At 37.8% G+C, this 20,577-nt stretch carries 19 protein-coding genes; 14 read left to right on the top strand and 5 right to left on the bottom strand.

Going from position 1 to position 20,577, the window contains the following annotated elements; genetic code table 11:
- Positions 1–11: 11 nt before the first annotated feature.
- From secD to queA, 4 genes are all read right to left on the bottom strand, one after another.
- Positions 12–1,577 carry a protein translocase subunit SecD gene (secD, locus tag EVJ47_00960; GenBank protein ID RZD14885.1) on the bottom strand — a complete coding sequence of 522 codons (1,566 nt, stop codon included), beginning with the start codon at positions 1,575–1,577 and terminating at the stop codon, positions 12–14.
- 80 nt (positions 1,578–1,657) lie between these two features.
- The gene (gene yajC / locus EVJ47_00955; GenBank protein ID RZD14884.1) at positions 1,658–2,008 is read right to left on the bottom strand and encodes a preprotein translocase subunit YajC; all 351 of its coding nucleotides are present in this window, start codon (positions 2,006–2,008) and stop codon (positions 1,658–1,660) included.
- Positions 2,009–2,129: 121 nt separating this feature from the next.
- On the bottom strand, positions 2,130–3,239 hold the full coding sequence (locus EVJ47_00950; GenBank protein RZD14883.1) for a tRNA guanosine(34) transglycosylase Tgt: 1,110 nt from the start codon (positions 3,237–3,239) through the stop codon (positions 2,130–2,132).
- A gap of 31 nt (positions 3,240–3,270) precedes the next feature.
- Entirely contained in the window at positions 3,271–4,392 is a 1,122-nt protein-coding gene (queA, locus tag EVJ47_00945; protein RZD14882.1) for a tRNA preQ1(34) S-adenosylmethionine ribosyltransferase-isomerase QueA, read from the bottom strand.
- A 62-nt stretch (positions 4,393–4,454) separates the two neighbouring features.
- On the opposite strand from queA, the gene tmk reads away from it, so the two are divergent.
- From tmk to EVJ47_00920, 5 genes are all read left to right on the top strand, one after another.
- Positions 4,455–5,198: a dTMP kinase gene (gene tmk, locus EVJ47_00940; protein RZD14881.1), complete on the top strand. Its 744-nt coding sequence runs from the start codon at positions 4,455–4,457 to the stop codon at positions 5,196–5,198.
- 135 nt (positions 5,199–5,333) lie between these two features.
- The gene (locus tag EVJ47_00935; protein RZD14880.1) at positions 5,334–6,506 is read left to right on the top strand and encodes a hypothetical protein; all 1,173 of its coding nucleotides are present in this window, start codon (positions 5,334–5,336) and stop codon (positions 6,504–6,506) included.
- A 71-nt stretch (positions 6,507–6,577) separates the two neighbouring features.
- A complete protein-coding gene (locus EVJ47_00930; protein RZD14879.1) occupies positions 6,578–7,294 on the top strand; it encodes a stage 0 sporulation protein in 717 nt (238 codons plus the stop codon).
- Positions 7,295–7,308: 14 nt separating this feature from the next.
- Positions 7,309–8,895 carry a methionine--tRNA ligase gene (gene metG / locus EVJ47_00925; protein ID RZD15529.1) on the top strand — a complete coding sequence of 529 codons (1,587 nt, stop codon included), beginning with the start codon at positions 7,309–7,311 and terminating at the stop codon, positions 8,893–8,895.
- Complete coding sequence (locus EVJ47_00920) at positions 8,892–10,343, top strand: YchF/TatD family DNA exonuclease (GenBank protein RZD14878.1); 1,452 nt, start codon at positions 8,892–8,894, stop codon at positions 10,341–10,343. Before metG ends, EVJ47_00920 begins: the two co-directional genes overlap by 4 nt.
- A gap of 6 nt (positions 10,344–10,349) precedes the next feature.
- Here the strand turns inward: EVJ47_00920 and EVJ47_00915 are convergent, their stop codons facing one another.
- Positions 10,350–11,501, bottom strand: a complete 1,152-nt coding sequence (locus EVJ47_00915; GenBank protein ID RZD14877.1) for an HD domain-containing protein — start codon at positions 11,499–11,501, stop codon at positions 10,350–10,352.
- Between the two features lie 141 nt (positions 11,502–11,642).
- Here EVJ47_00915 and EVJ47_00910 point away from each other — a divergent pair, with 141 nt between their 5' ends.
- The 9 genes from EVJ47_00910 to EVJ47_00870 all read left to right on the top strand — a co-directional run bounded on the left by EVJ47_00910 (position 11,643) and on the right by EVJ47_00870 (position 20,572).
- Positions 11,643–12,680 carry a rod shape-determining protein gene (locus EVJ47_00910; protein ID RZD14876.1) on the top strand — a complete coding sequence of 346 codons (1,038 nt, stop codon included), beginning with the start codon at positions 11,643–11,645 and terminating at the stop codon, positions 12,678–12,680.
- A gap of 2 nt (positions 12,681–12,682) precedes the next feature.
- A complete protein-coding gene (mreC, locus tag EVJ47_00905) occupies positions 12,683–13,507 on the top strand; it encodes a rod shape-determining protein MreC (GenBank protein RZD14875.1) in 825 nt (274 codons plus the stop codon).
- Positions 13,508–13,565: 58 nt separating this feature from the next.
- Positions 13,566–14,033, top strand: a complete 468-nt coding sequence (locus EVJ47_00900; GenBank protein RZD14874.1) for a hypothetical protein — start codon at positions 13,566–13,568, stop codon at positions 14,031–14,033.
- 288 nt (positions 14,034–14,321) lie between these two features.
- Positions 14,322–15,365 carry a hypothetical protein gene (locus EVJ47_00895; GenBank protein ID RZD14873.1) on the top strand — a complete coding sequence of 348 codons (1,044 nt, stop codon included), beginning with the start codon at positions 14,322–14,324 and terminating at the stop codon, positions 15,363–15,365.
- A 1-nt stretch (position 15,366) separates the two neighbouring features.
- Positions 15,367–16,158: an ATP-dependent sacrificial sulfur transferase LarE gene (larE, locus tag EVJ47_00890; protein RZD14872.1), complete on the top strand. Its 792-nt coding sequence runs from the start codon at positions 15,367–15,369 to the stop codon at positions 16,156–16,158.
- Positions 16,159–16,231: 73 nt separating this feature from the next.
- Positions 16,232–17,011, top strand: coding sequence for an inositol monophosphatase (locus tag EVJ47_00885; GenBank protein ID RZD15528.1), 780 nt, complete (start codon positions 16,232–16,234; stop codon positions 17,009–17,011).
- 7 nt (positions 17,012–17,018) lie between these two features.
- Positions 17,019–18,926 carry a penicillin-binding protein 2 gene (gene mrdA / locus EVJ47_00880; GenBank protein ID RZD14871.1) on the top strand — a complete coding sequence of 636 codons (1,908 nt, stop codon included), beginning with the start codon at positions 17,019–17,021 and terminating at the stop codon, positions 18,924–18,926.
- A gap of 48 nt (positions 18,927–18,974) precedes the next feature.
- A complete protein-coding gene (gene rodA / locus EVJ47_00875; GenBank protein RZD14870.1) occupies positions 18,975–20,090 on the top strand; it encodes a rod shape-determining protein RodA in 1,116 nt (371 codons plus the stop codon).
- Between the two features lie 5 nt (positions 20,091–20,095).
- The gene (locus tag EVJ47_00870) at positions 20,096–20,572 is read left to right on the top strand and encodes a phosphatidylglycerophosphatase A (protein ID RZD14869.1); all 477 of its coding nucleotides are present in this window, start codon (positions 20,096–20,098) and stop codon (positions 20,570–20,572) included.
- Positions 20,573–20,577: the final 5 nt, after the last annotated feature.

Here is a 20,577-nt window from a genome sequence, read left to right as displayed (position 1 = left end):
TTGAATTAGAATTAAATGCTTAATTTGTTAAGTTCCCTTTTGTTCGATATAATGTCGAATATAACTTTTGTGCCGACTAACGAAGTAAACAGATTTATAATAATGCCGAGAGATAATGTTACGGCAAAGCCTTTTACTGGACCGGAACCAAAATAGAATAAGACGGCGGCGGTTATAAGAGCGGTGACATGAGAATCTAAAATCGTAAAAAATGCCTTGTTATACCCGTTTTCGATAGCAATAACCACCGGTTTATTTTCTCTTAATTCCTCCCTTATCCTTTCAAAAATGAGGACATTCGAATCAACCGCCATACCTATAGTAAGAATTATTCCTGCGATGCCGGGAAGAGTCAAGGTCGCGCCGAACAAGGACAGAGCGGCCATAAGGAATAATACATTTTCAAGAAGGGCAAAATCTGCGATTAATCCCGATAGTTTGTAATAAAATATCATAAATCCGATAACTAAGATAGTTCCGACAATGGCGGCAAGTATGCCCGCATGTATGGAGTCTGCCCCCAGAGTAGGGCCTACCGTTTCATTCTGGATTATTTTTACCGGAGCGGGTAATGCCCCGGAACGAAGGGCTATTGCGAGATTATTAGCCTGAGCCATGGTAAATCTTCCTGAAATAGAAGCGTTTCCGCCCAGTATGGGTTCTTCTATAACAGGAGCCGAGATTACATTGTCGTCGAGTATAATGGCAAGCCTTTTGCCCGTGTATTTTGTAGTTATATCCCCAAATTTTTTTGCCCCGTCCGAATTCAAAGCGACCTCGACAATAGGCTGATTGTAACGGTTTATCTGGACATTTGCGCTTGAAATTTCGGCCCCGCTCATTAAAATCGGCTTTTCTATAAGATACGGCCTTTTTGTCGTTTTATGAGAAAATTTGTTGTAGGTTGTATGGTAAAGAATTTCGTCTCCTTTCTGGATTTTTCCGTTTAATGCTTTTAGCAGGCTGTGTTTATCGTCAACTAATTTAAATGTTAATCTTGCGGTTTTTCCTATAAGCTTAACGGCCTGTTTAACATCCTTGACGCCGGGCAGTTCCACGACTATTAAATTTTTGCCCTGTCTGGCAATTTTTGGAGCGACTAAGCCAAACTGGTCGATCCTGTTTCTCATAACCTCCACGGCGCCGCTTACCGCCTCTTCTTTATATTTTGAAAGAGCCGATTTTTCAAAATATATTTTATCGCCCATAAGCTGCAGGGAGCCGTGATGTTCCGCAAGATATTTTGTCAGTTCCTGCGTATTTTTTAAAAGTTTTCCCTTAATTTTTATATGTGAATCTTCGAAACTTACGGCATCTTTGCCGTAGCCTTTACTCCCAACGAATGATTTTATATCCGTATAATCCTTATAAAGTTTTTCTTTTACCGCTTTGCCGGTCTCGACTCTTTCGACAAGATAAACGCCGCCCTGAAGATCGAGTCCTAAACGCATCTCCGCGTTGCCGATGACGGCTTTCCACCAGCCCGGCGTGTTTGGATAAATCGAGGGAATTACCGAAAAAATAGATATAACTATAAGAGAAATTATTAAAATTAATCTGGTTTTAACAGGTTTCATCGGGTTTTCCTATGAATATGTGAATATTATGGTTTTTAATTTTTGTAAAATAATAGACGCCGCAGGATCTTAAAGCTCATTTATGATTTAGAAGTCTTTGTCGCTATGGCATTTTTTGCAATTTTGATTTTAACGTCTTTTGCTATTTCTATCGTAAAGACCTGGTCCGCTATTCCGGATATAATGCCGTAAATACCGCCGTTAGTAAGAATTTCGTCTCCCACTTTTAAAGAGTCTATCATTTTCTTATGGTCTTTTGTTCTTTTTTGCTGGGGCAATATTACCAACAGGTAAAAGATAACCACGATAGCGATTAGCGGGGCAAAACTCCACAATGTTCCCTCCCAGCCGCCCTGCCCGGAAGATGCGGCGGATGCCGCATAGGCATTTTTTACGGTAAATAGATTAAACAGATTGGATAAATTTTCCATAATAGTTTAAAGGCTTAATGCTGTTTTAAGTTTTAGATTAAGCCCTGTTACCTCCTTTTTGATTTTATTTTTATAAATTTTTATCAGGTTTTATTAATATTATATTTAAATTAAAATAAAGTCAAAACAAAGATGAAGGTTTTTGCATATTTATTTTGTTTAACATATTAAGAAAACTGTTTTCCTTTATCGCCTGCCTTATTTTTACAATTAGATTCTGATAAAAATGAAGATTATGCAATGTTAAAAGTCTTTGCGAAAATATTTCTTTTGTCATAAAGATATGCCTTACATAAGCGGCGCTAAAATTTTTACAGCAAAAACAGCCGCAACCTGCATCAAGCGGTCCCGTTTCGGATTTATACTTTGAGTTTTTAATGTTCAGTGTGCCGGAGGATGTAAACACGAAACCGTTTCTTGCATTTCTTGTGGGCATTACGCAATCAAACATATCGACGCCCAGAGATACCGCATTTATAATATCTTCTGGCGTTCCGACGCCCATAAGGTATCTCGGCTTATTTTCGGGAAGATTTGATGCCGACGAGGCTAACATTTTAAACATAATTTCTTTTGTTTCCCCGACGGCCAACCCGCCTATCGCATAACCGTCGGCATCAAACCCTGACATGATTTTGGCCGATTTTTCCCTCAGGTCTTCAAAAAAGTTGCCCTGGGATATAAGAAAAAGGAGATTGCCGTCCTTTTTTTTTGCCGACATTGATCTTTCTGCCCATTTTATCGTTATGTCAAGGTCTTTTTCCGCCTTATCCCTTGAGGCTTCAGGTCCTGAAAATACATCCAGCTGCATCATTATATCGGAATCAAGCGCCTCCTGTATCTCAACGACGCGCTCAGGGGTAAAAAAGTGCGTCTCGCCGTCTATATGGGACATAAATGAAACCCCGTCGTCTTTAACTTTGGCAAATTTAGCGAGGCTAAAAATTTGAAACCCGCCGGAGTCGGTTAAAATCATTCCTTTATATCTTGTAAAATTCCTTAAAGAGCCGAATTTTTTTATTATGTCTATGCCGGGACGCAAAAAAAGATGGTAAGTGTTTCCGAGCATAACCTTAAAACCCTCGTCATAGATTTCGAAAGGGGATAACGATTTTACCGTTCCTATTGTCCCGACAGGCATAAAAACCGGCGTTTCTATAATGCCGTTTTTAGTGGAAAGCTCGGCTATTCTGGCGCCTGTGCATTCATCTTTTTTAATTATTTTAAACATCTTAAAAATTATATATTAAAAAAATTAATTTTTAAATATTATATAAATACATGGCATCCCCATAACTAAAAAGGGAATAGCCGTTTTTTACAGCCTCTTCGTAAACGGCTTTTGTTTTGTCTATGCCTATTAAGGCGCAAATCATAATAAATAGGGACGATTTTGGCTGATGAAAGTTTGTTATAAGGTTTTTTGTTATTTTAAATTTATAGCCTGGACGGATATACAAAGATGTCGATTTTTCCGCGGCCGGAATTAAAATTCCGCCGCTATCCGCGCCTGATTCGAGGCACCTGACCGAAGATGTTCCCGTAATTATGATTTTATTGCCAGACTTCAATGTTTCGTTAATTAAACGAGCTGTTTTTTCCGAAATCGTATAAGTTTCAGGGTGTATATTATGTTTGCTTATGTCTTTTTCCCTGACGGGCATAAATGTTCCAAGCCCGATATTTAAAGAAACATTCGCAAAGATTCCGCCCTTTCCGTTAATTTTATTTATCAGATCGTCGGTAAAATGAAGTCCTGCGGTTGGAGCCGCAACGGAAAAACCGCTTAAATTATCGGCGTAAACCGTTTGATAGTACGACTCGTCTATATTCTCGGGACTCCTTTTAAGATAGGGAGGAAGGGGTATTCCCGCGCATTTATCGAACAGGAAATCGCCGTCTTCTTTGTTATTTATCAGAATATCGTAATTTCCGTTTCCGTGATTCTTCAGAGCGGTAATTTTAAGATAATTCCCACTTTTTATAAAGGTATTTTCTCTATCGCCTTCTTCGCCGGCTTTATTTTCCGTTTTATTTTCTTCGGTTATCAGTATTTTTTCCCCCTCTTTAACGGTTTTATGCGATTTTATAAGGGCGTTCAGCCTGAGCGGAAACGATATGTTAAAAGGGAATTCGGTGATAAATATTTCTACTTTTCCTCCCGTCTGCCTCCTGCCGAATATTCTTGCTTTCTTGACGAAAGAGTTGTTGACTATGACGGCGTCGTTTTTATTTATATAATTTGTTATGTCGTAAAATTTCTTGTGCTCCATTTTAAAATTTTTTACATCTACCGCAAGAAGCCTTGCTTCATCTCGTTTTTTAAGCGGGTATTTTGCGATTAATTTTTCGTCGAATTTATAATCGAATAAATCTAATTCCATAAACGGAAAAACCGGACCCCCCCCATATATTTTTTAAATTTTTATAATTTTTATGTTATGATATGATTTTAGATTTTTTATTCAAACTTTTTAATTATAGCATAATTACGGAATTTATCGTGGGAATTTTTATAACGCTTGAAGGTATAGACGGAGCGGGCAAAACCACCGCCGCAAATTTGATAGCAGATTCTTTAAGAGAGGCGGGGTATAGAGTCTTGCTCACGCAGGAGCCGACAGGCACTTATCTGGGAACGGTTGTCAAAGATATTATTATCGGGAGAGACTTCGGGAAGAATATAGATTTATCCTTTTTAAAAACATCGAGCAAAAAAACAGTCTCTATTATGGCCTTATTTTTATTTTCGGCAGATAGAGTAGTCCATTTGGAAGAAATTTCAATAAAACTAAAGGATTTTGATGTTATACTGTGCGATCGGTTTATCGATTCCACATACGCCTATCAGGCGGCTTACTCGAGCGGTAAAGACGATAAAAGTTTTGAAGAGCTTATTTTAACTATAAACGATTTTGTCCTCGGGCAAAAAAATGTCGGCATAAGCAGAACCTACCTTTTCGATTTAAAGCCGGAGGACGCCTTGAAGAGATTAAACGGAAGGGCAGGCAAGTTTGACGGTTTTGACAGCGAACCCTTAGATTTTTTCGACAGGGTCAGAACTAATTACATATATCTTGCGGACAGATTTAAAAGCAGAATTAAAAAAATCGACGCAGCCGCCCCAGTTAAAGATACGGCGAATATAATAATTAAAGATATTGTAGAATTAATTAATGCTTTACCTTAAATCACCATTAGAAATTTCTTTTTCTGGATTTATAATATGTTGAAACCATTTTAATAGGTTCTAACAGTGAGTTAAGGCTTTATATTAAGTTTTTAAATTCAGATAAATATAAAATTTACGGATTTTACGGATTATATGGATTACGGCATTTCTAAAATAATAGGGCATGAAAAATCTATAGGGTTTTTAAATGAGCTGTTCGTAAACGACAGGATACCTCAGGGGCTTTTATTTTACGGGCAAAAGAATATCGGAAAAAGGCTTGTCGCGACATCTTTCGCCGCTTCCGTTTTATGCAGAGACTACTCATATTGCACCGGCAGCAGGACAGTGATTAAAGAAAATCCAGAAAATCCCCCTGCTTTGTCTCTTTTTGAAGAGAAAGATTATAAAGATCCCAAGAATGAGGAATCAGGCAACTATAAAACCGCGGGCGCCAAAACATTAAGCGGGTATTTTTGCGGGAAATGCCCTTCGTGCATCGGGGTATTAAACGAAACAAACCAGAATCTGATAATTGTGGAACCTTCTGGAAATTCAATAAAAATTGAAAAAATTCATCAGGTTAATTCGCTTTTAAGTTTAACACCCTCCTTCGGGGGTCACAGGTTTGTCATAATAGACGATGCGCAGGCAATGAATCCAAACGCAATGAATGCCCTCTTGAAAATCCTTGAAGAGCCGCCGGATAAGACCGTTTTTATTTTAATTTCACCTGTTATAAACGGCCTTTTGCCGACCATTGTTTCGAGATGCTCCCTGCTCGCTTTTAAACCTGTTCCCGATGAGGTTTTATTTGATGCCTTTAAAGCCGTGTTAACGGAAACGCCTGACGATATTTTAACGGTTTACTCAAGGCTTGCGAAAGGCAGTTATTCAAATTTCGAAAAGTTGGCAGGCGGCCAATATTTTGAAACAAGAAAATCGATTTTAACGCTGATTTTTAACGAACCCTTTTATAGCGACCCGGCATTGCTTGGATATGATATGTCGGACGAGTTTAACAGGGTTTTAAAAAATTTGAACGAAAAGAATAAAGATAAAGATAATGAAAATAAGGCCGAATTATTTGAAATATTTTTGTTCATCCTGAGGGATGTTTATATTTATCGTATGACAAAAAATAAAAAATTATTATATAATATAGATATTTGCGAAAGCATCGGGAAGTTTATAAAAGATTCTAAGATTACTCCGCAAAGATTATTAAATATGATTGAGCTAACGGCGGAATATATAGACAAAACCGGTTATAATTTAAATAAAACTATTGCGATGGACGCCTATTTTTCGGATATTTTAGCGTAAGGCATGTCGCGGCAATTTTAATTTTTTAAATTTTTAAACAATCAAAGGTCAAGGAGATATATACTATAAATATGAGAATAGCAGGAGTGAAGATACACGAAAAAGCCAATATCGAGGAATTTAATGCAAAAGCGCTGCAATTAAAGCTTGATGATAAAGTGCTTGTCGAGAAAGACAGCGGAATTTTTTTGGGGACAATTGCGGAAGACATTAAAATTGCCGATAAAGACCCCAAAACCACACCACGGATAATCAGAAAAATTTACGGTTTCGAAACGGGGGAAAGGTTTGTATTTTACCCTATCGAGAGCGAGGGTTTCTCTTTCTGCAAGGAAAACATAGACAAGCTTAAAATTATAATGAAACTCCTTAAAGTTAAATATTTGCCTTCCGAAAACAAACTTATATTTTTTTATAGCGCCGAAGAAAGAGTGGACTTTAGAGAGCTTGTAAAAATACTTGCCGGAAAATTTCATTTAAGAATCGAAATGCGTCAGATTAATATCAGGGATGAATGTAAACTTTTAGGGGGGATAGGCTTATGCGGAAGAGCATGCTGCTGCAGCTCGGTTGGCAAAGAGTCTAATTATGTAGCCTCAAAAATCACAAAACTACAATGTCAGAATGCGGGTAAACTTGTAGGATATTGCGGCAGGCTTTTATGCTGTCTTGCTTTTGACCCGCTAAACCCGGATGAAGATATTTGCAAAACGGTAAAAGAGAGAAGCGATGTTTTTTACCATAGCAGCTTTGACTCTTATAGCGATAATCCTGATGAGCAGGAGTGAAGAAGAATAAAGTTATGGCAAATAAAGATAATTATAAAAACTATTTTTATGTTACTACGCCTATTTATTACGTAAACGATAAACCTCATATCGGTCATGCGTATTCAACGGTTATTGCCGATTCTATCGCAAGGTTTAAAAGGTTATCCGGCTATAAGGTATTTTTTCTGACAGGGACCGACGAACACGGATTAAAAATAGAAAAAGAAGCAGACGCAAGGGGGATAAGCCCGAAAGAGCTTGCCGATGCCGTTCATATCAAGTTCAAGGACCTTTTTGGGATGCTTTCCATATCTTATGACAGGTTTATTAGAACTACCGATGAAGACCACATAAAAACGGTTCAACTCGCATTTTCCGCGTTAATGGAAAAGGGGGATATTTATCTTTCCGAATATGAGGGCTGGTATTGCACTCCCTGCGAAACTTTCCTGACCGGCAAGATCCTTATAGACGGCAACTGTCCTCAATGCGGAAGACCTGCGTCGAGGGTTAAAGAGGAAAGTTATTTTTTAAAATTGAACAAATATGAAAAAAGGCTGGAGGAATATATCGAAAGCCGCCCCGAATTTATTAAGCCGCCTTTCAGAAAAAACGAGGTTTTATCCTTTATTAAAGAGGGATTAAACGATTTAAGCGTTTCAAGAACATCTTTCAGCTGGGGCATTCCCGTTCCCGGAAACGATAAACATATTATATATGTCTGGTTCGATGCCCTTTTAAACTATCTTACGGCAATAGGTTTTGAAGAGTTTCTGGAGGGAGGGGATAACGATTTTAATTTGTTTTTTAAAACCGCAAACCATATCGTAGGCAAGGATATTCTTAAGTTTCACGCCGTTTACTGGCCGGTTATGCTTTTTGCTTTAGATTTGCCGCTTCCAAAAACAATATTCGCCCACGGCTGGTGGCTTATGGACAATAAAAAAATGTCAAAGTCCCTCGGCAATGTTATAGACCCGGTTTATTTGATAAATAATTACGGAGCGGATGCCTTAAGGTTTTATCTTTTAAGAGAGATAACATTAGGTTTGGACGGCGATTTTAATATGGATAATTTCATTACAAGATATAATTCCGAGCTTGCAAACGATTTAGGAAATCTGGTTTCGAGGACAACCGCCATGCTTCAAAAATATACGGGGGGCAAATTGCCGGGTTTCGGCGAAGCGGGGAGCATCGATGAACATTTAAGCAAAGCGATTTGCAATATAACTTCTACCCTGAACGAAAGATATGACAATTATGATTTTGCAAGGATTTTGGAAGAAACTTTTAAATTTATCAATACGGTAAATAAATATATAAACGATAGCGCTCCATGGAAAATAGATATTTCTTCGCAGGAAGGCAAAAGAAATTTATATAAAATTTTAAGAAGCGCGGTTGTTTCGATATATTGCATATCATATTTAATATACCCGTTTATGCCGGATACGGCGGCAAGGATTAGCAAGATATTAAATGTAGAGGCTTTTGCATTTTTTAAGTCTTCAATCGTTCCGGAAAATATTTTTGACAGCAGCGGGGCATTATTTAAAGACGGGCATAAAATCAACGAAAGCAGGGAAATTTTATTTCCAAAGATAATAAGTACATGATAGATTCACACTGCCACTTAGAAATGCCTGATTTTGAAAGCGATTTTCAATCCGTTTTAGACAGAATGCGCGAAAACGGCGTAACGCACGCCATTTCCATAGGTTCTTTAGCTCAAAATGAAAGAATAGGAAAAACCATGGATATTGTCAACTCCCGCGATTTTATTTATACCACGCTCGGGGTTCATCCTAAAAGCCCTTATACTAATTTTGAGGGCATCCTGAAATCGTTTGAAAATTACTATTCGAATAACAAGGAAAAGATTGTTGCCGTGGGCGAAATCGGACTCGATTATTTTTTTAACGGAAGGCTCGCGGGGGATATTAATGAAATCAAAAGATTACAGGAAGAACTGTTCAGGTTTCAGATAGAACTTGCTTTAACCAACAGGCTTCCCATCATAGTTCACATAAGAGATGCCTATAAGGAGGCTCTCGATATTTTAAAGAGCTGCATAAATGCGCCGGCAGGGTTTTTTGGCGGAGTTATACACTGCTTTTCGGCTGACGATTTAGGCATTGCCATGGAATTTATAAAATTAGGCTTTTTTATCTCTTTTTCGGCAAATATTACATATAAAAAAAATGAACATATCAGGTTGATAGCAAAGAATATTCCCGATGAAAAGATTTTAACGGAAACGGACAGCCCTTATCTTGCGCCGCAGGCTTTTAGGGGTAAAAGGAACGAGCCGTCGTATGTTCGTTTTGTCTTGCAGGAGATTGCAGGATTAAAAGGAATTGAACAAAAAAGATTCGATGAGCTTACGGTGCAAAACACCGTAAATCTTTTTTCCATTGACGGGGTACAGGGCTTTTATCCCGCCGTTGCTTATAAAATTAGAAACTCGGTCTATATAAATTTAACAAATAAATGCACCAACAGATGCTCCTTTTGTCCGAAATATCAAAATCAAAACGGACAGAATAATTTCAATGTCCGGGGTTACAACCTTGAATTAAAAAAAGAACCTTCTGCTTCGGAGGTTATTTCGTCCGTTTTCCATTACTATGATTTTAACGAGGCGGTTTTTTGCGGACTCGGGGAACCGACACTGCGGCTGGCAACCCTTAAGGATGTCGCAAAGGCCGTCAAAGAAAAAGGGGGTGGCGGAATAAAAGTGAGGCTCGATACGGACGGGTTAGCAGGCGCCGTCTATAACAGAAACATCGCTCATGAATTAGAAGGGCTTATAGATAGCGTGAGTGTCAGCCTTAATGCTCATAACAGCGATTTTTACGACAGGATTTGTCTTCCAAATTTGAACAAGAAAGGGGCAGATGCTTATGCAGTAGTTATCTCCTTCATAAAAGAATCGAAAAAATACATAAAAGAGGTTACTGCAACCGCCGTCGATTTGCCAGGCCTCGATGTCCCATATGTCGAAAACCTTGCCCATGAATTGGGCGTAAAGTTTAAACTCCGCAAATATAACGATGTGGGATAGTCTGCCTCAAAATAATTCGCCGGTAAAGACTTCGTTCGGATTATTATCGTCATTGCCGGCATCATTATTGCTGCCGTTTTTTTCATTTATGTCTTTACAGCCTGCGCCGTTTTCTTCTTCGGCATCAGGATAACCCTTAAGACTGCTCATTGCCTTGCTCCGCGCGTGCCGTTCCGTTTCTTTTAATTTTTGCGAATAAAATATTTTTGAATTTAACAGGTACCTGTCAAGCTGTTTCGAATATGGACTCCACGGCGTGTTCTGGCTTTCCGTCGCATCTATGAATTGATTTGTTTTTGCATCCATATTATCTATAAAATGAAGTAAAAGAGCCTCAACGGTTTTTGGCCTTTTCGGCGAGCCGAATTCCAATTCCCCGTGATGGGATATAATGGAGTGGAGCAGCAGCGTCCTTAAATTTTTAGGAAAACCCTGAATTTCATCGATTTTTTTATCTATAATGTTTGCCCCAAGAACTATATGTCCCAATAGTTTTCCGTCATCGGAATATTCTGTTATATTGTTTTTATTGCTTAACTCTTCCATTTTACCGACATCATGAAGGAGAATAGACGCAATCAGGATATCCTTATTTACACCTGTTCCATAGTGTTTTGAGAGAAAAAGTCCGATATTTAACATGCTCAAAGTATGTTCGAGCAGCCCCCCTATATAACCGTGATGAATGGATTTTGCGGCAGGCATTGTTTTTAATTTTTTAATGTAATTCTCGTCGTTTAAAAATTTTTTGGTGAGTTGTATAATGTATTCATCGGTCAGCGTTTCGCTTAAAAGGTTTGAAAGTTCCGAAAACATAGTCTCTATGTCATATTTGGTTGATTTTAGAAACAGCCTGAGAAGATTTTCGTCTATGCCGGCTCCGTCCAGCTTTTCCAGTTCCGAAATGCTAAGCTGAAGCTCGTTCTGAAATATATTCGATTTTGATTTTATTTTAATTAAGTCTCCGGCATCAAAGAGTTCATTGTATTTTTCGATGTTATCCCAAATGTATCCCTTAATTTCACCCGTTTTATCGGATAGTTTGAGATAGATATAAGGCTTTCCCGTTTTTCCGGTCGCATGGGATTTGCTTTTAACAAGAAAAATAGATTCGACTTTTTGATTTTCTTTTATATCCGAAACTAAAATTTTTTCCATAGCTATTCATATTAGCAAAACTGACATTAAAAATCAAAATTAACTTTTTTGTTGCCAAAAAAGATAAGATAGTATAACATCTAAAAGATATTTGGATAAAAATCAAAAAAATTCTATTTTATATGATAAAGAGGGAATGTTATGTTTATTGACAATTTAATCGGCTTATTCAGCAACGACCTTGCGGTTGACCTCGGTACCGCAAATACGCTTATTTATGTTAAAGATAAAGGCGTTGTTTCAAACGAACCGTCCGTTGTTGCGGTCCATATCGATTCGCGGGGGGATAAAAAGATTCTTTCCGTGGGAAAAGACGCTAAAAAAATGCTTGGCAGAACGCCCGGAAACATTGTTGCGATCAGGCCTATGAAAGACGGCGTGATTGCCGATTTCGAGGTTGTCGAAGCCATGCTTAAATATTTTATAAGAAAGATTCATAACAGAAAGACTATGATAAGGCCGCGGGTTATCGTGGCAATTCCTTCAGGTATTACCGCCGTCGAAAGAAGAGCCGTTAAAGAATCAGCGGAAGCCGCCGGGGCAAGGGTCGTTTACCTTCTGGAAGAACCTGTTGCCGCCGCCATTGGAGCGGGACTTCCAATTACGGAAGCCGCCGGCAATATGATAGTCGATATCGGTGGAGGCACAACGGAGGTTGCCGTGATTTCTATGTCGGGTATAGTTTACGCTAAATCGCTCAGGGTCGGGGGCGACAAGATAGACGATGCCATTATACAGTATGTTAAGAAAAAGTATAACCTGCTTATAGGAGATAGAACCGCCGAGCTCGTAAAAATGACGATAGGAACGGTCTATCCCGTCGAAGAAGAATCGAAAATGAATATAAAGGGGAGGGACCTGGTTAGCGGAATACCTAAAATTATCGAGATAACATCGTCGGAAGTACTGGAAGCAATATCGGAACCGGCTGGTCAGATAGTCGATGCAATAAGAACCACCCTTGAAAATATACCGCCGGAGCTTTCGTCCGATATCGTTGACAGGGGAATCGTTCTTGCCGGCGGGGGGGCTCTTTTAAAAAACATCGATGTACTTATAAGGGAACATACCGAGCTTCCTGTTATAATAGCCGACGATCCGCTTACATGCGTTGTAAGGGGGGCAGGCAAAGCATTAAACGAAATTAATGTGTTAAAAGATATAATGCTTGAGAATTAGTTGTGGGAAAATTTTTTAAGAATGTAAAGATTAAAAAGTATAAGGATGTGATAGTCCTATTTGCAGTCGTTGCAATATCCGTTTCCTTATATATCCTCTCTATCAGCGGTTTTAAATTTGGCGGCTTGTTTTCTAATTTTATAAATAACTCTTTATATAATATATATAAAGCGGCAGACTATCCGTTAAATATTTCCCAAAGATTATATGGAAATTATTTAAATATCCTGTCCGTCAAAAGCGATAATAAATTGCTTAAAGCCAGAATAAAAATCATTAAATATAAATTAAATAAATACAGAGCTTATAAAATAGAAAATGAAAAACTAAAAGCCCTTTTATTTTTAAAAGACACCATATCCAAAAAATCCATCCCCGCATCCATCACGCTTCACGGGATAGAAGGGTGGTGGGACAGTCTTCGTATAAATAAAGGGAAGAAAGACGGGATTAAGGTGGGAGACGGAGTTATCTCTTACAGCGGTGTTGTTGGAAGGGTTGTTTACGAAGGAAATAATAATGCGAAAGTTATCCCTGTTACCAATCCTAAATGCGTCTTTTCCGTAGTGGATGCAAATACGGGAACCCTTGGCATAGCGCAGGGGCTTGGAAACGGCTATCTTAAAATGCGGTTCGTATTTAATTCCCAAAAAGTCGAAGTGGGCGACGAAATTTTAACCTCGGGACTGGGAGGGATTTTTACCTCGGGCATAAATGTCGGTAAAGTATCTTCGGTAAAAAGAAGAGGGTATAAAATATTTCAAAGAATAACTATAATTCCCCATAAAAATTTATTTAATGCCAAACATGTCCTTGTCGAAGAATAATACGGTAAAATATATTTACATATTTTGTTTTTCTTTGTTTTTAATACTAATGTCCTTAGTGTTAGCAAATAATTTTAATAATTTTAATAAAATCGGCATTTTCCCAAATCTTTCCCTTATAACTTTAATATATCTTTCGGCATATTTAGATGTCTATCCTGGCGTAATATTATCGTATCTGTTATTTTATATTTACGGTTCTATGACCGCTTTGAATCCGGCGGTTTTCTCGCTTGCCGGCGTCGTCTCTTACAGCGTTTCTTATGTTCTATGGCGGAAAGTTTCGACGGAAAATTCTATGAACGAGATTTTAATTACCTTTTTTTCATCCATAATTTACTACCTTATTCTCTTTTTAATAGTTTTTTACTCCATCGGCATTCATTTTAATTACCTGAATTTTTTTCTTTTATACAGCCTTCCCGCATCCATAACTACTTCACTAATTTCTCCGTTGATATTTTTAGTCTTTAAAAAGATAGGTTATAAAATTTTTTTAAAAAGAAATAAAATAATTTTTGATTAGCATCGATTAGATTTTAAGCATGTCTCATTTTTTATTTGCATAAAATTGTATTGCCATATAAAATAAAACTGTATGGGGACGAAAAAATACCCAAATCCAGATTTAGAAAATATTTATAAGTTTTAATGCTAAATAACACTGGATTCCTGCTTTCGCAGGAATGACACCCAACGGGTGAAATTATAAATCACTGCATTGTCATTCCCGCGAAAGCGGGAATCCAGAATATAAAATCCTAAATCGGGATTTGGGAAATAGATAAAATTCTTTGAGGGGTTTTAAACCATTATGCTGGATTTTTTAAGAAAATTTTATGCCTCTGCCTTAGGCAAGGTTATTACAATCCTTGTAGGGGTGTTGTTTGTCGTGGGTTTTAGTTTTCTTCCTTACATTATCGGGACCGGCGGAGGAGTTTCGCCCTCGGATGTCGCCACCGTCAACGGCAAAGGAATCTCTATGGATGAATTTAACAGGTATTACGTATCGCTTGAAAATGAATATGAACGGTTATACGGCAATAAATTAAGCCAAAAACAATTAAAAGAACTAAATTTATCGGGAGAGGCGCTATCTTCGTTAATCGCGGATAAAGTTCTTGAATCCAGAACAGATACATTTGGAATTTATGTCTCTAAAGGTTTTATAGCAAGAAATATCGCCTTATTTTCCGCATTTCAAAAAAACGGGGAGTTTAGCAATAAACTATTCAATTCCGTTTTGCTGGCAAACCACACCACGCCGTCCGCTTTCGAAAAGACTTATAAATCCGAAATAGCAAGGTCTTACATCAGAAGAATAATAGGAGAATCTTTCAGTATGGCTGATGGACAGTTTTTTGACAATTACAGTATCGACAATAAATCCGTTGCTTTCGAAATTGCGATTTTTAAATCTCAAAAGGACGCAAATAGTTTTCTTCAAAGGTCTATTCTATCTAACAATAATTTTAAAGGGCTGACAAAAGAATTTAAAGGAACCGTAAAATCTGCCCCGTTATATTCCGAAATTGACCTTGTCAAATCAAGTTATTTTAAAAAGTATGGGTTAAACGAGGATATATCGAAGGCTGTCTTTTCAACCCCCGTTAATGTCGTGATAAGCAGGGTTTTTCCCGTGAAATCCGGGTTTGCCGTAATTAAGGTATCGAAGGTTTATTTTCCGAAGTATGTGGCCGTAAATAGCGGTAAAAATAAAAAGAATGCAATGTTAAAGCAAAAGGAGGCATACGCGCTTCAAAAGGAACAGGAATTTTTATATAATTATGTAAACTATCTTGAATCGAAAACAAGCATCAAGATAAATAAAAAAGCGCTTGCCGCCTTTAATTTCTAAGATGGAGAATATCTTAAAAGATAAGATAAACAATCTCGAAAAGTTAATAGAAAATACGGGAAAGATTGCCGTTGCGTTTAGCGGCGGAATCGATTCTACATTTTTATTATTTATGTCAAAAAAGGTTCTCGGCAATAAAAATGTTATCGCTATTACTGGAAATTCTTTTGCCATTCCTGAAAAAGAGCTTAGTTTTTGCAAAGAAAGGGCTAAGGAACTTGAAATAAAACATATAGTCGTAAGAACTTCAGAATTTTTAGAGGAATCTTATATTAAAAATGACAGGATGAGGTGTTATTTTTGCAAAATCTCGCTGTTTAAAACGATAACTGCTTATATCCCAAAAACATACGGCGCGGCGGTTGGAACCAATGCAGACGATGCTTTGAGAGTAAACGACAGACCGGACATGCTTGCCGAAAAGGAATTCGATATTTTGTCCCCCCTAAAAGAGGCCTATTTTTGCAAGTCGGATATAAGGCAGGCGTCAAAATTTTTTGGCATAGATATATGGGATAAACCTCAAACGACCTGTCTTGCGACAAGAATACCGTTTGGAAACATAATAACGCATGATAAAATTAAGATGATTGCCGCATCGGAAGAGATTTTAGCGGAAAATGGTTTTAAAGAGGCTAAAGTTCGTCATTACGGTAAACTTGCTAAAATAGAATTACCTAAGGAACATGCGGCGTTACTTGTTAATTCAGGTTCAATAGGCAGCCTGATAAAAGATATTAAGCATACCGGTTTTAAATATGTCGCGATAGACCTGGAAGGCTACACAATATAGCGCCTATATTAAAAACGGGAAACGTCAAACGAGGTTCGCTCTGCGCTCAATGTTAAGACCCGGCCATGATTCAATGGATATGGAAAAATTTTTGGATTTTGCGGTATCCCTTGCAAAAGATTGCGGCAAAATTATATCTAAATCCTTCAGGAAAACACATTCCATTAAATATAAGGGACCCGTGGATATTGTTACGGAGGTTGACATCGCCTCGCAGCATTTAGCCGTCGGCGGCATTAAAAAAGCATTTCCGCATCATTCTATTCTGGCGGAAGAAGAAAACACTCTTATTTCAAACGAAACAAAATTTAAATGGATTATAGACCCCTTAGACGGGACCACCAATTACGCCCACGGGGTTCCAATTTTTTGTTTTTCCATTGCGCTTGAAGTAGATTCGGAAGTTGTACTGGGATGTGCTTATAATCCTGTTTTAAATGAACTTTTTTATGCTTTGAGCGGGCAGGGGGCATATTTCAACGGAAAAAAAGTAAATGTTTCAAAAAACGATTGTTTCGAAAAAAGCCTTTTATCGACGGGGTTTCCTTACGATAAAAAGACGAATCCTGATAATAATTTCGATCATTTCAGGGATATTTCTATCAGCGTCAGAGGCATTAGAAGGCTGGGGTCCGCCGTTCTCGATTTATGTTATACCGCAGCGGGTTTTCTCGACGGATATTGGGAACTCAATTTAAATCCGTGGGATATGGCTTCAGGAAGCTTAATGGTTAAGGAAGCTGGCGGCATCATAAGCGATTTCTGCCAAAAACCGCTTAATATTTATAACCGCAGGATACTGGCGTCTAACGGCCTAATCCACGATAAACTGTCAAAAATTTTATGCGGATAAGTGCAATATGTCGTCATTATATAATGAAAACGGAATATTAAAAGGGCAAAAAAACAGGATTAATTTATTAGCCATCATATTTACCGTTTTAATTTTTATTTTAATTGCCAGATTATTTTATTTGCAGATAATTAGGGGCGGTTATTATTATAAGCTGGCAAAGAATAATGCCACCAGAATTATATATCTTACGGCTCCAAGGGGCAATATACTTTCAAGCAAAGGTAAAATTTTAGTAGATAACGAATCCTCGTTTAACATTGCAATTACCCTTGCGCATATAGAAAATTTAAAGGCGGAATTAATATTTTTAGCAAGGTTAATGCATCAAAATTATAATAAGTTTTTAAAGACGGTTAAAAAAGAGGAGTTTTTACCCTCTTATGAACCGATTATTCTTATGCGCAATATTTCCGTTAAGGAGTTATCGAAGTTTGAAGTAAATAAGCTGTTTTTACCCGGTTTTTTTATTGCAAAAATTCCGATAAGGCACTACCCTTATAAGAAAATCGGAGCCCAAATTTTCGGATATGTCGGCCCCGTTTCGTCTTCGCAGCTTAAAGAAAAAAAATACGATTATCTTAATTCTTCCGATATTGTCGGTGAAACGGGACTTGAATATTATTACCAAAAATATTTGCATGGCAAGGACGGGGAAAAACGGGTTGTCGTAAATTCCCATGGCGAGCCTATCGGCAAAATTATTATCAAAAAGCCTGTCATGGGGGCAAATTTATATACGACTCTTGATTTGCCGCTCGAAAGGCTTGCGTATAAACTTATGAAAAAAAGGGAAGGGGCGGTAATTGCCATAAATCCAAACAACGGAAAAATACTTGCCATGGTTTCCACACCTTCTTTTAATCCGTTTTATTTTTCCGAAGGGATTAGCCAAAAACGCTGGGATAAAATTATAAAAAACGACCAGCATCCTTTGGAAAACAAAGCTATTCAAAATGCGCTTGCCCCAGGTTCCACTTTTAAAGTGATAGGCGCTTTAGCTGCTCTTTCTTTGCATTTAATAACGCCGAAAGAAAAAATTTATTCCGGTTCTACTTTTAAATTAGGCAATGCCGTTTTTTACAACTGGAATCCCAACCAGAAATCTAAAATAAATCTCTACAGGGCAATTGCGGAGTCCGTCGATACTTATTTCTATTCTATAGGGGTAAAAATAAGCGTGAATAAACTGGCAAATTATGCGTTTAAGTTTGGTTTTGGAAGAAAGACGGGAATAGACCTGCCCGATGAAAACCCAGGTTTTATACCGACGAGGCAGCTTGTTTATAAAATATATCACAGGCACTGGTATAAAGGTTCCACCCTTTCGGCAATTATTGGGCAAAGCTACGATATTGTTACCCCGATTCAGCTTGTGACGGCGTATAGCTCTATCGCCAACGGCGGAAATATGTACAGGCCTTATTTATTAAAAAAAATCGTCTCGCAGAACGGCAGGATTTTAAAGGAGATGAAGCCGAAGCTTATCAAACATATAGATATTAAAAAAAGTTATTTATCGGCGGTAAAAAAGGGGCTTTGCGATGTCGTGAACAAAGACTACGGAACCGCGGTAAACGGCAGGATCGACGGTATAACTTTTTGCGGAAAAACGGGAACGGCGCAGATTATATCGAAAACTTATTCGATTTACGACATTAAAAAGATACCTAGAAAATACAGGGATAATGCATGGTTTGTCGGGTTTGCCCCGCTTAAAAATCCAAAAATAGCCGTCGTCGTTTTAGATATGCATGCAAATTTTCTCGGCGCAAATGCGGCGGTCATAGCTAAAAAAATAGTCGAAAAATATCTGGAACAAAAAGGCTTATGGAAGCCGCCCGTCCGTAAAAAAGTTAACGGCAAGGTTAAGAGTAAAAGCAAAGTGCCGAGCTTTATCTATACAAGTTTTTAATTCCTTATTTCCCCTCCCTTTTATGGGAGGTGGCGGGGGAGGAAATTTATGAAATTATTAGACAACGAATACGCAAAAAATTTTGATTTTGTAATATTTTTTACCGTTATTATAATCTCTTTTATAGGCATTATAAATCTTTACGGGTCGTTAAGCGTAAACCATAAAGACTTTTTTGACCCTTATGTGATTAAGCAGATTATCTGGCTTATGATAGCCTATTTCCTGATGTTTGCAATTATATCAATAGATTATAACACCCTTATAGAAATTGCCTATTATATTTACGGATTTATATTCATATTAATAATAGCCGTGCTGCTAAAGGGCAGAATTACCCACGGCGCTTCCCGCTGGATTTCTCTCGGCATGCTTTCGTTTCAGCCGTCCGAATTTATGAAAATTGGATTGGTATTCGCTCTTGTTAAATATTTAACCTCTTATGAAAACAGAAATTGTTATTCCGTTAAGGAATTAATAATTCCGTTTATTATAATCCTTTTGCCGGCGCTGTTAATTGCTAAAGAGCCCGATTTGGGGACGGCGTTAATAGTTTTTTTTGTCGGTATTATCATAATTTATCTTGCAGGTATTAAAAGAAGCGCTATTTTAATTTTAACCGGCATAGCGCTATTTTTAGGACCTGTTTTATGGTTTCATCTAAAGTCGTACCAAAAAAGCAGGATACTGATTTTTTTACATCCCGCTAAAGATTATTTGGGAGCCGGCTACAATATAATACAATCGGAGGTTGCGGTCGGAGCGGGGAAGCTTTTTGGGAACGGATTCGGCAATGGTTCTCAGAGCACTTTAAATTTTTTACCCGCAAAGCATACCGACTTTATATTTTCCACATTTTCTCAGCAGTTTGGTTTTATCGGAGGATTAGTTCTTATCGTTTTATATTTTATACTCATAATAAGGGGATTTAAAATCGTATATCAGACAAAAAAAATACAGGGATTTTTGCTTGGGGCCGGAGCGCTCAGCATACTTGTGCTTCATACGATAATAAATATTTACATGACGATTGGTTTACTGCCGGTTGTCGGTGTTCCGCTGCCGTTTTTTAGTTACGGCGGAACATCCATTATCGTAGATATGTCGGCGGTCGCGATACTTTTAAATATAAAGGTGAGAAGATATAAATTTCAGTCGGCATAATTTCTATGAAGAAATTTAATTTATCGTTATTTATTTCAACATTTTTTTATGTCGGCTTATTCCCTTACGCGCCGGGAACGGCCGGTTCTATTGCAGGCTTTATTGTATATGTCTTATTAATGAGACTGCTAAACCCGTACGAATATATAATAATCTGCCTGTTTGTTTTTACCGCAGGAGTGTATTATTCCTCCAGAGCGGAAAAGCTGCTCAAGGTTAAAGATCCGCCGCCCGTCGTTATCGACGAGGTTCTGGGATATTTTATAACCATGGCGGGGGGATTCTGGCTGCCCTTTTCGATTCTTTACGCGTTTGCGGGGCTTTTGTTGTTTCGGGTTTTTGATATATTAAAGCCTTTTCCCATTAGATATGTGGATGAAAAAATGGGCTCCGGATTGGGTATAATGCTCGACGATGTCGTTGCCGCCGTATTTTCGGCAATTATTTTAAGGTTTATAATTATTTTAACCGCCGGTATTTAATTTTT

This window comes from Candidatus Acidulodesulfobacterium ferriphilum (assembly GCA_004195035.1).
In the GTDB taxonomy this organism is placed as follows: Bacteria; SZUA-79; SZUA-79; order Acidulodesulfobacterales; family Acidulodesulfobacteraceae; genus Acidulodesulfobacterium; species Acidulodesulfobacterium ferriphilum.
Note: the sequence above shows the minus strand (reverse complement) of the source record. Positions and strands in the feature narration are given on the sequence as shown.

What these genes read in the sequence shown, in the direction of transcription:
- secD (RZD14885.1), bottom strand. Translation starts at nt 1,577, where the DNA reads ATGAAACCTGTTAAAACCAGATTAATTTTAATAATTTCTCTTATAGTT.
- yajC (RZD14884.1), bottom strand. Translation starts at nt 2,008, where the DNA reads ATGGAAAATTTATCCAATCTGTTTAATCTATTTACCGTAAAAAATGCC.
- EVJ47_00950 (RZD14883.1), bottom strand. Translation starts at nt 3,239, where the DNA reads ATGTTTAAAATAATTAAAAAAGATGAATGCACAGGCGCCAGAATAGCC.
- queA (RZD14882.1), bottom strand. Translation starts at nt 4,392, where the DNA reads ATGGAATTAGATTTATTCGATTATAAATTCGACGAAAAATTAATCGCA.
- tmk (RZD14881.1), top strand. Translation starts at nt 4,455, where the DNA reads ATGATTTTAGATTTTTTATTCAAACTTTTTAATTATAGCATAATTACG.
- EVJ47_00935 (RZD14880.1), top strand. Translation starts at nt 5,334, where the DNA reads ATGGATTACGGCATTTCTAAAATAATAGGGCATGAAAAATCTATAGGG.
- EVJ47_00930 (RZD14879.1), top strand. Translation starts at nt 6,578, where the DNA reads ATGAGAATAGCAGGAGTGAAGATACACGAAAAAGCCAATATCGAGGAA.
- metG (RZD15529.1), top strand. Translation starts at nt 7,309, where the DNA reads ATGGCAAATAAAGATAATTATAAAAACTATTTTTATGTTACTACGCCT.
- EVJ47_00920 (RZD14878.1), top strand. Translation starts at nt 8,892, where the DNA reads ATGATAGATTCACACTGCCACTTAGAAATGCCTGATTTTGAAAGCGAT.
- EVJ47_00915 (RZD14877.1), bottom strand. Translation starts at nt 11,501, where the DNA reads ATGGAAAAAATTTTAGTTTCGGATATAAAAGAAAATCAAAAAGTCGAA.
- EVJ47_00910 (RZD14876.1), top strand. Translation starts at nt 11,643, where the DNA reads ATGTTTATTGACAATTTAATCGGCTTATTCAGCAACGACCTTGCGGTT.
- EVJ47_00895 (RZD14873.1), top strand. Translation starts at nt 14,322, where the DNA reads ATGCTGGATTTTTTAAGAAAATTTTATGCCTCTGCCTTAGGCAAGGTT.
- larE (RZD14872.1), top strand. Translation starts at nt 15,367, where the DNA reads ATGGAGAATATCTTAAAAGATAAGATAAACAATCTCGAAAAGTTAATA.
- EVJ47_00885 (RZD15528.1), top strand. Translation starts at nt 16,232, where the DNA reads ATGGATATGGAAAAATTTTTGGATTTTGCGGTATCCCTTGCAAAAGAT.
- mrdA (RZD14871.1), top strand. Translation starts at nt 17,019, where the DNA reads ATGTCGTCATTATATAATGAAAACGGAATATTAAAAGGGCAAAAAAAC.
- rodA (RZD14870.1), top strand. Translation starts at nt 18,975, where the DNA reads ATGAAATTATTAGACAACGAATACGCAAAAAATTTTGATTTTGTAATA.
- EVJ47_00870 (RZD14869.1), top strand. Translation starts at nt 20,096, where the DNA reads ATGAAGAAATTTAATTTATCGTTATTTATTTCAACATTTTTTTATGTC.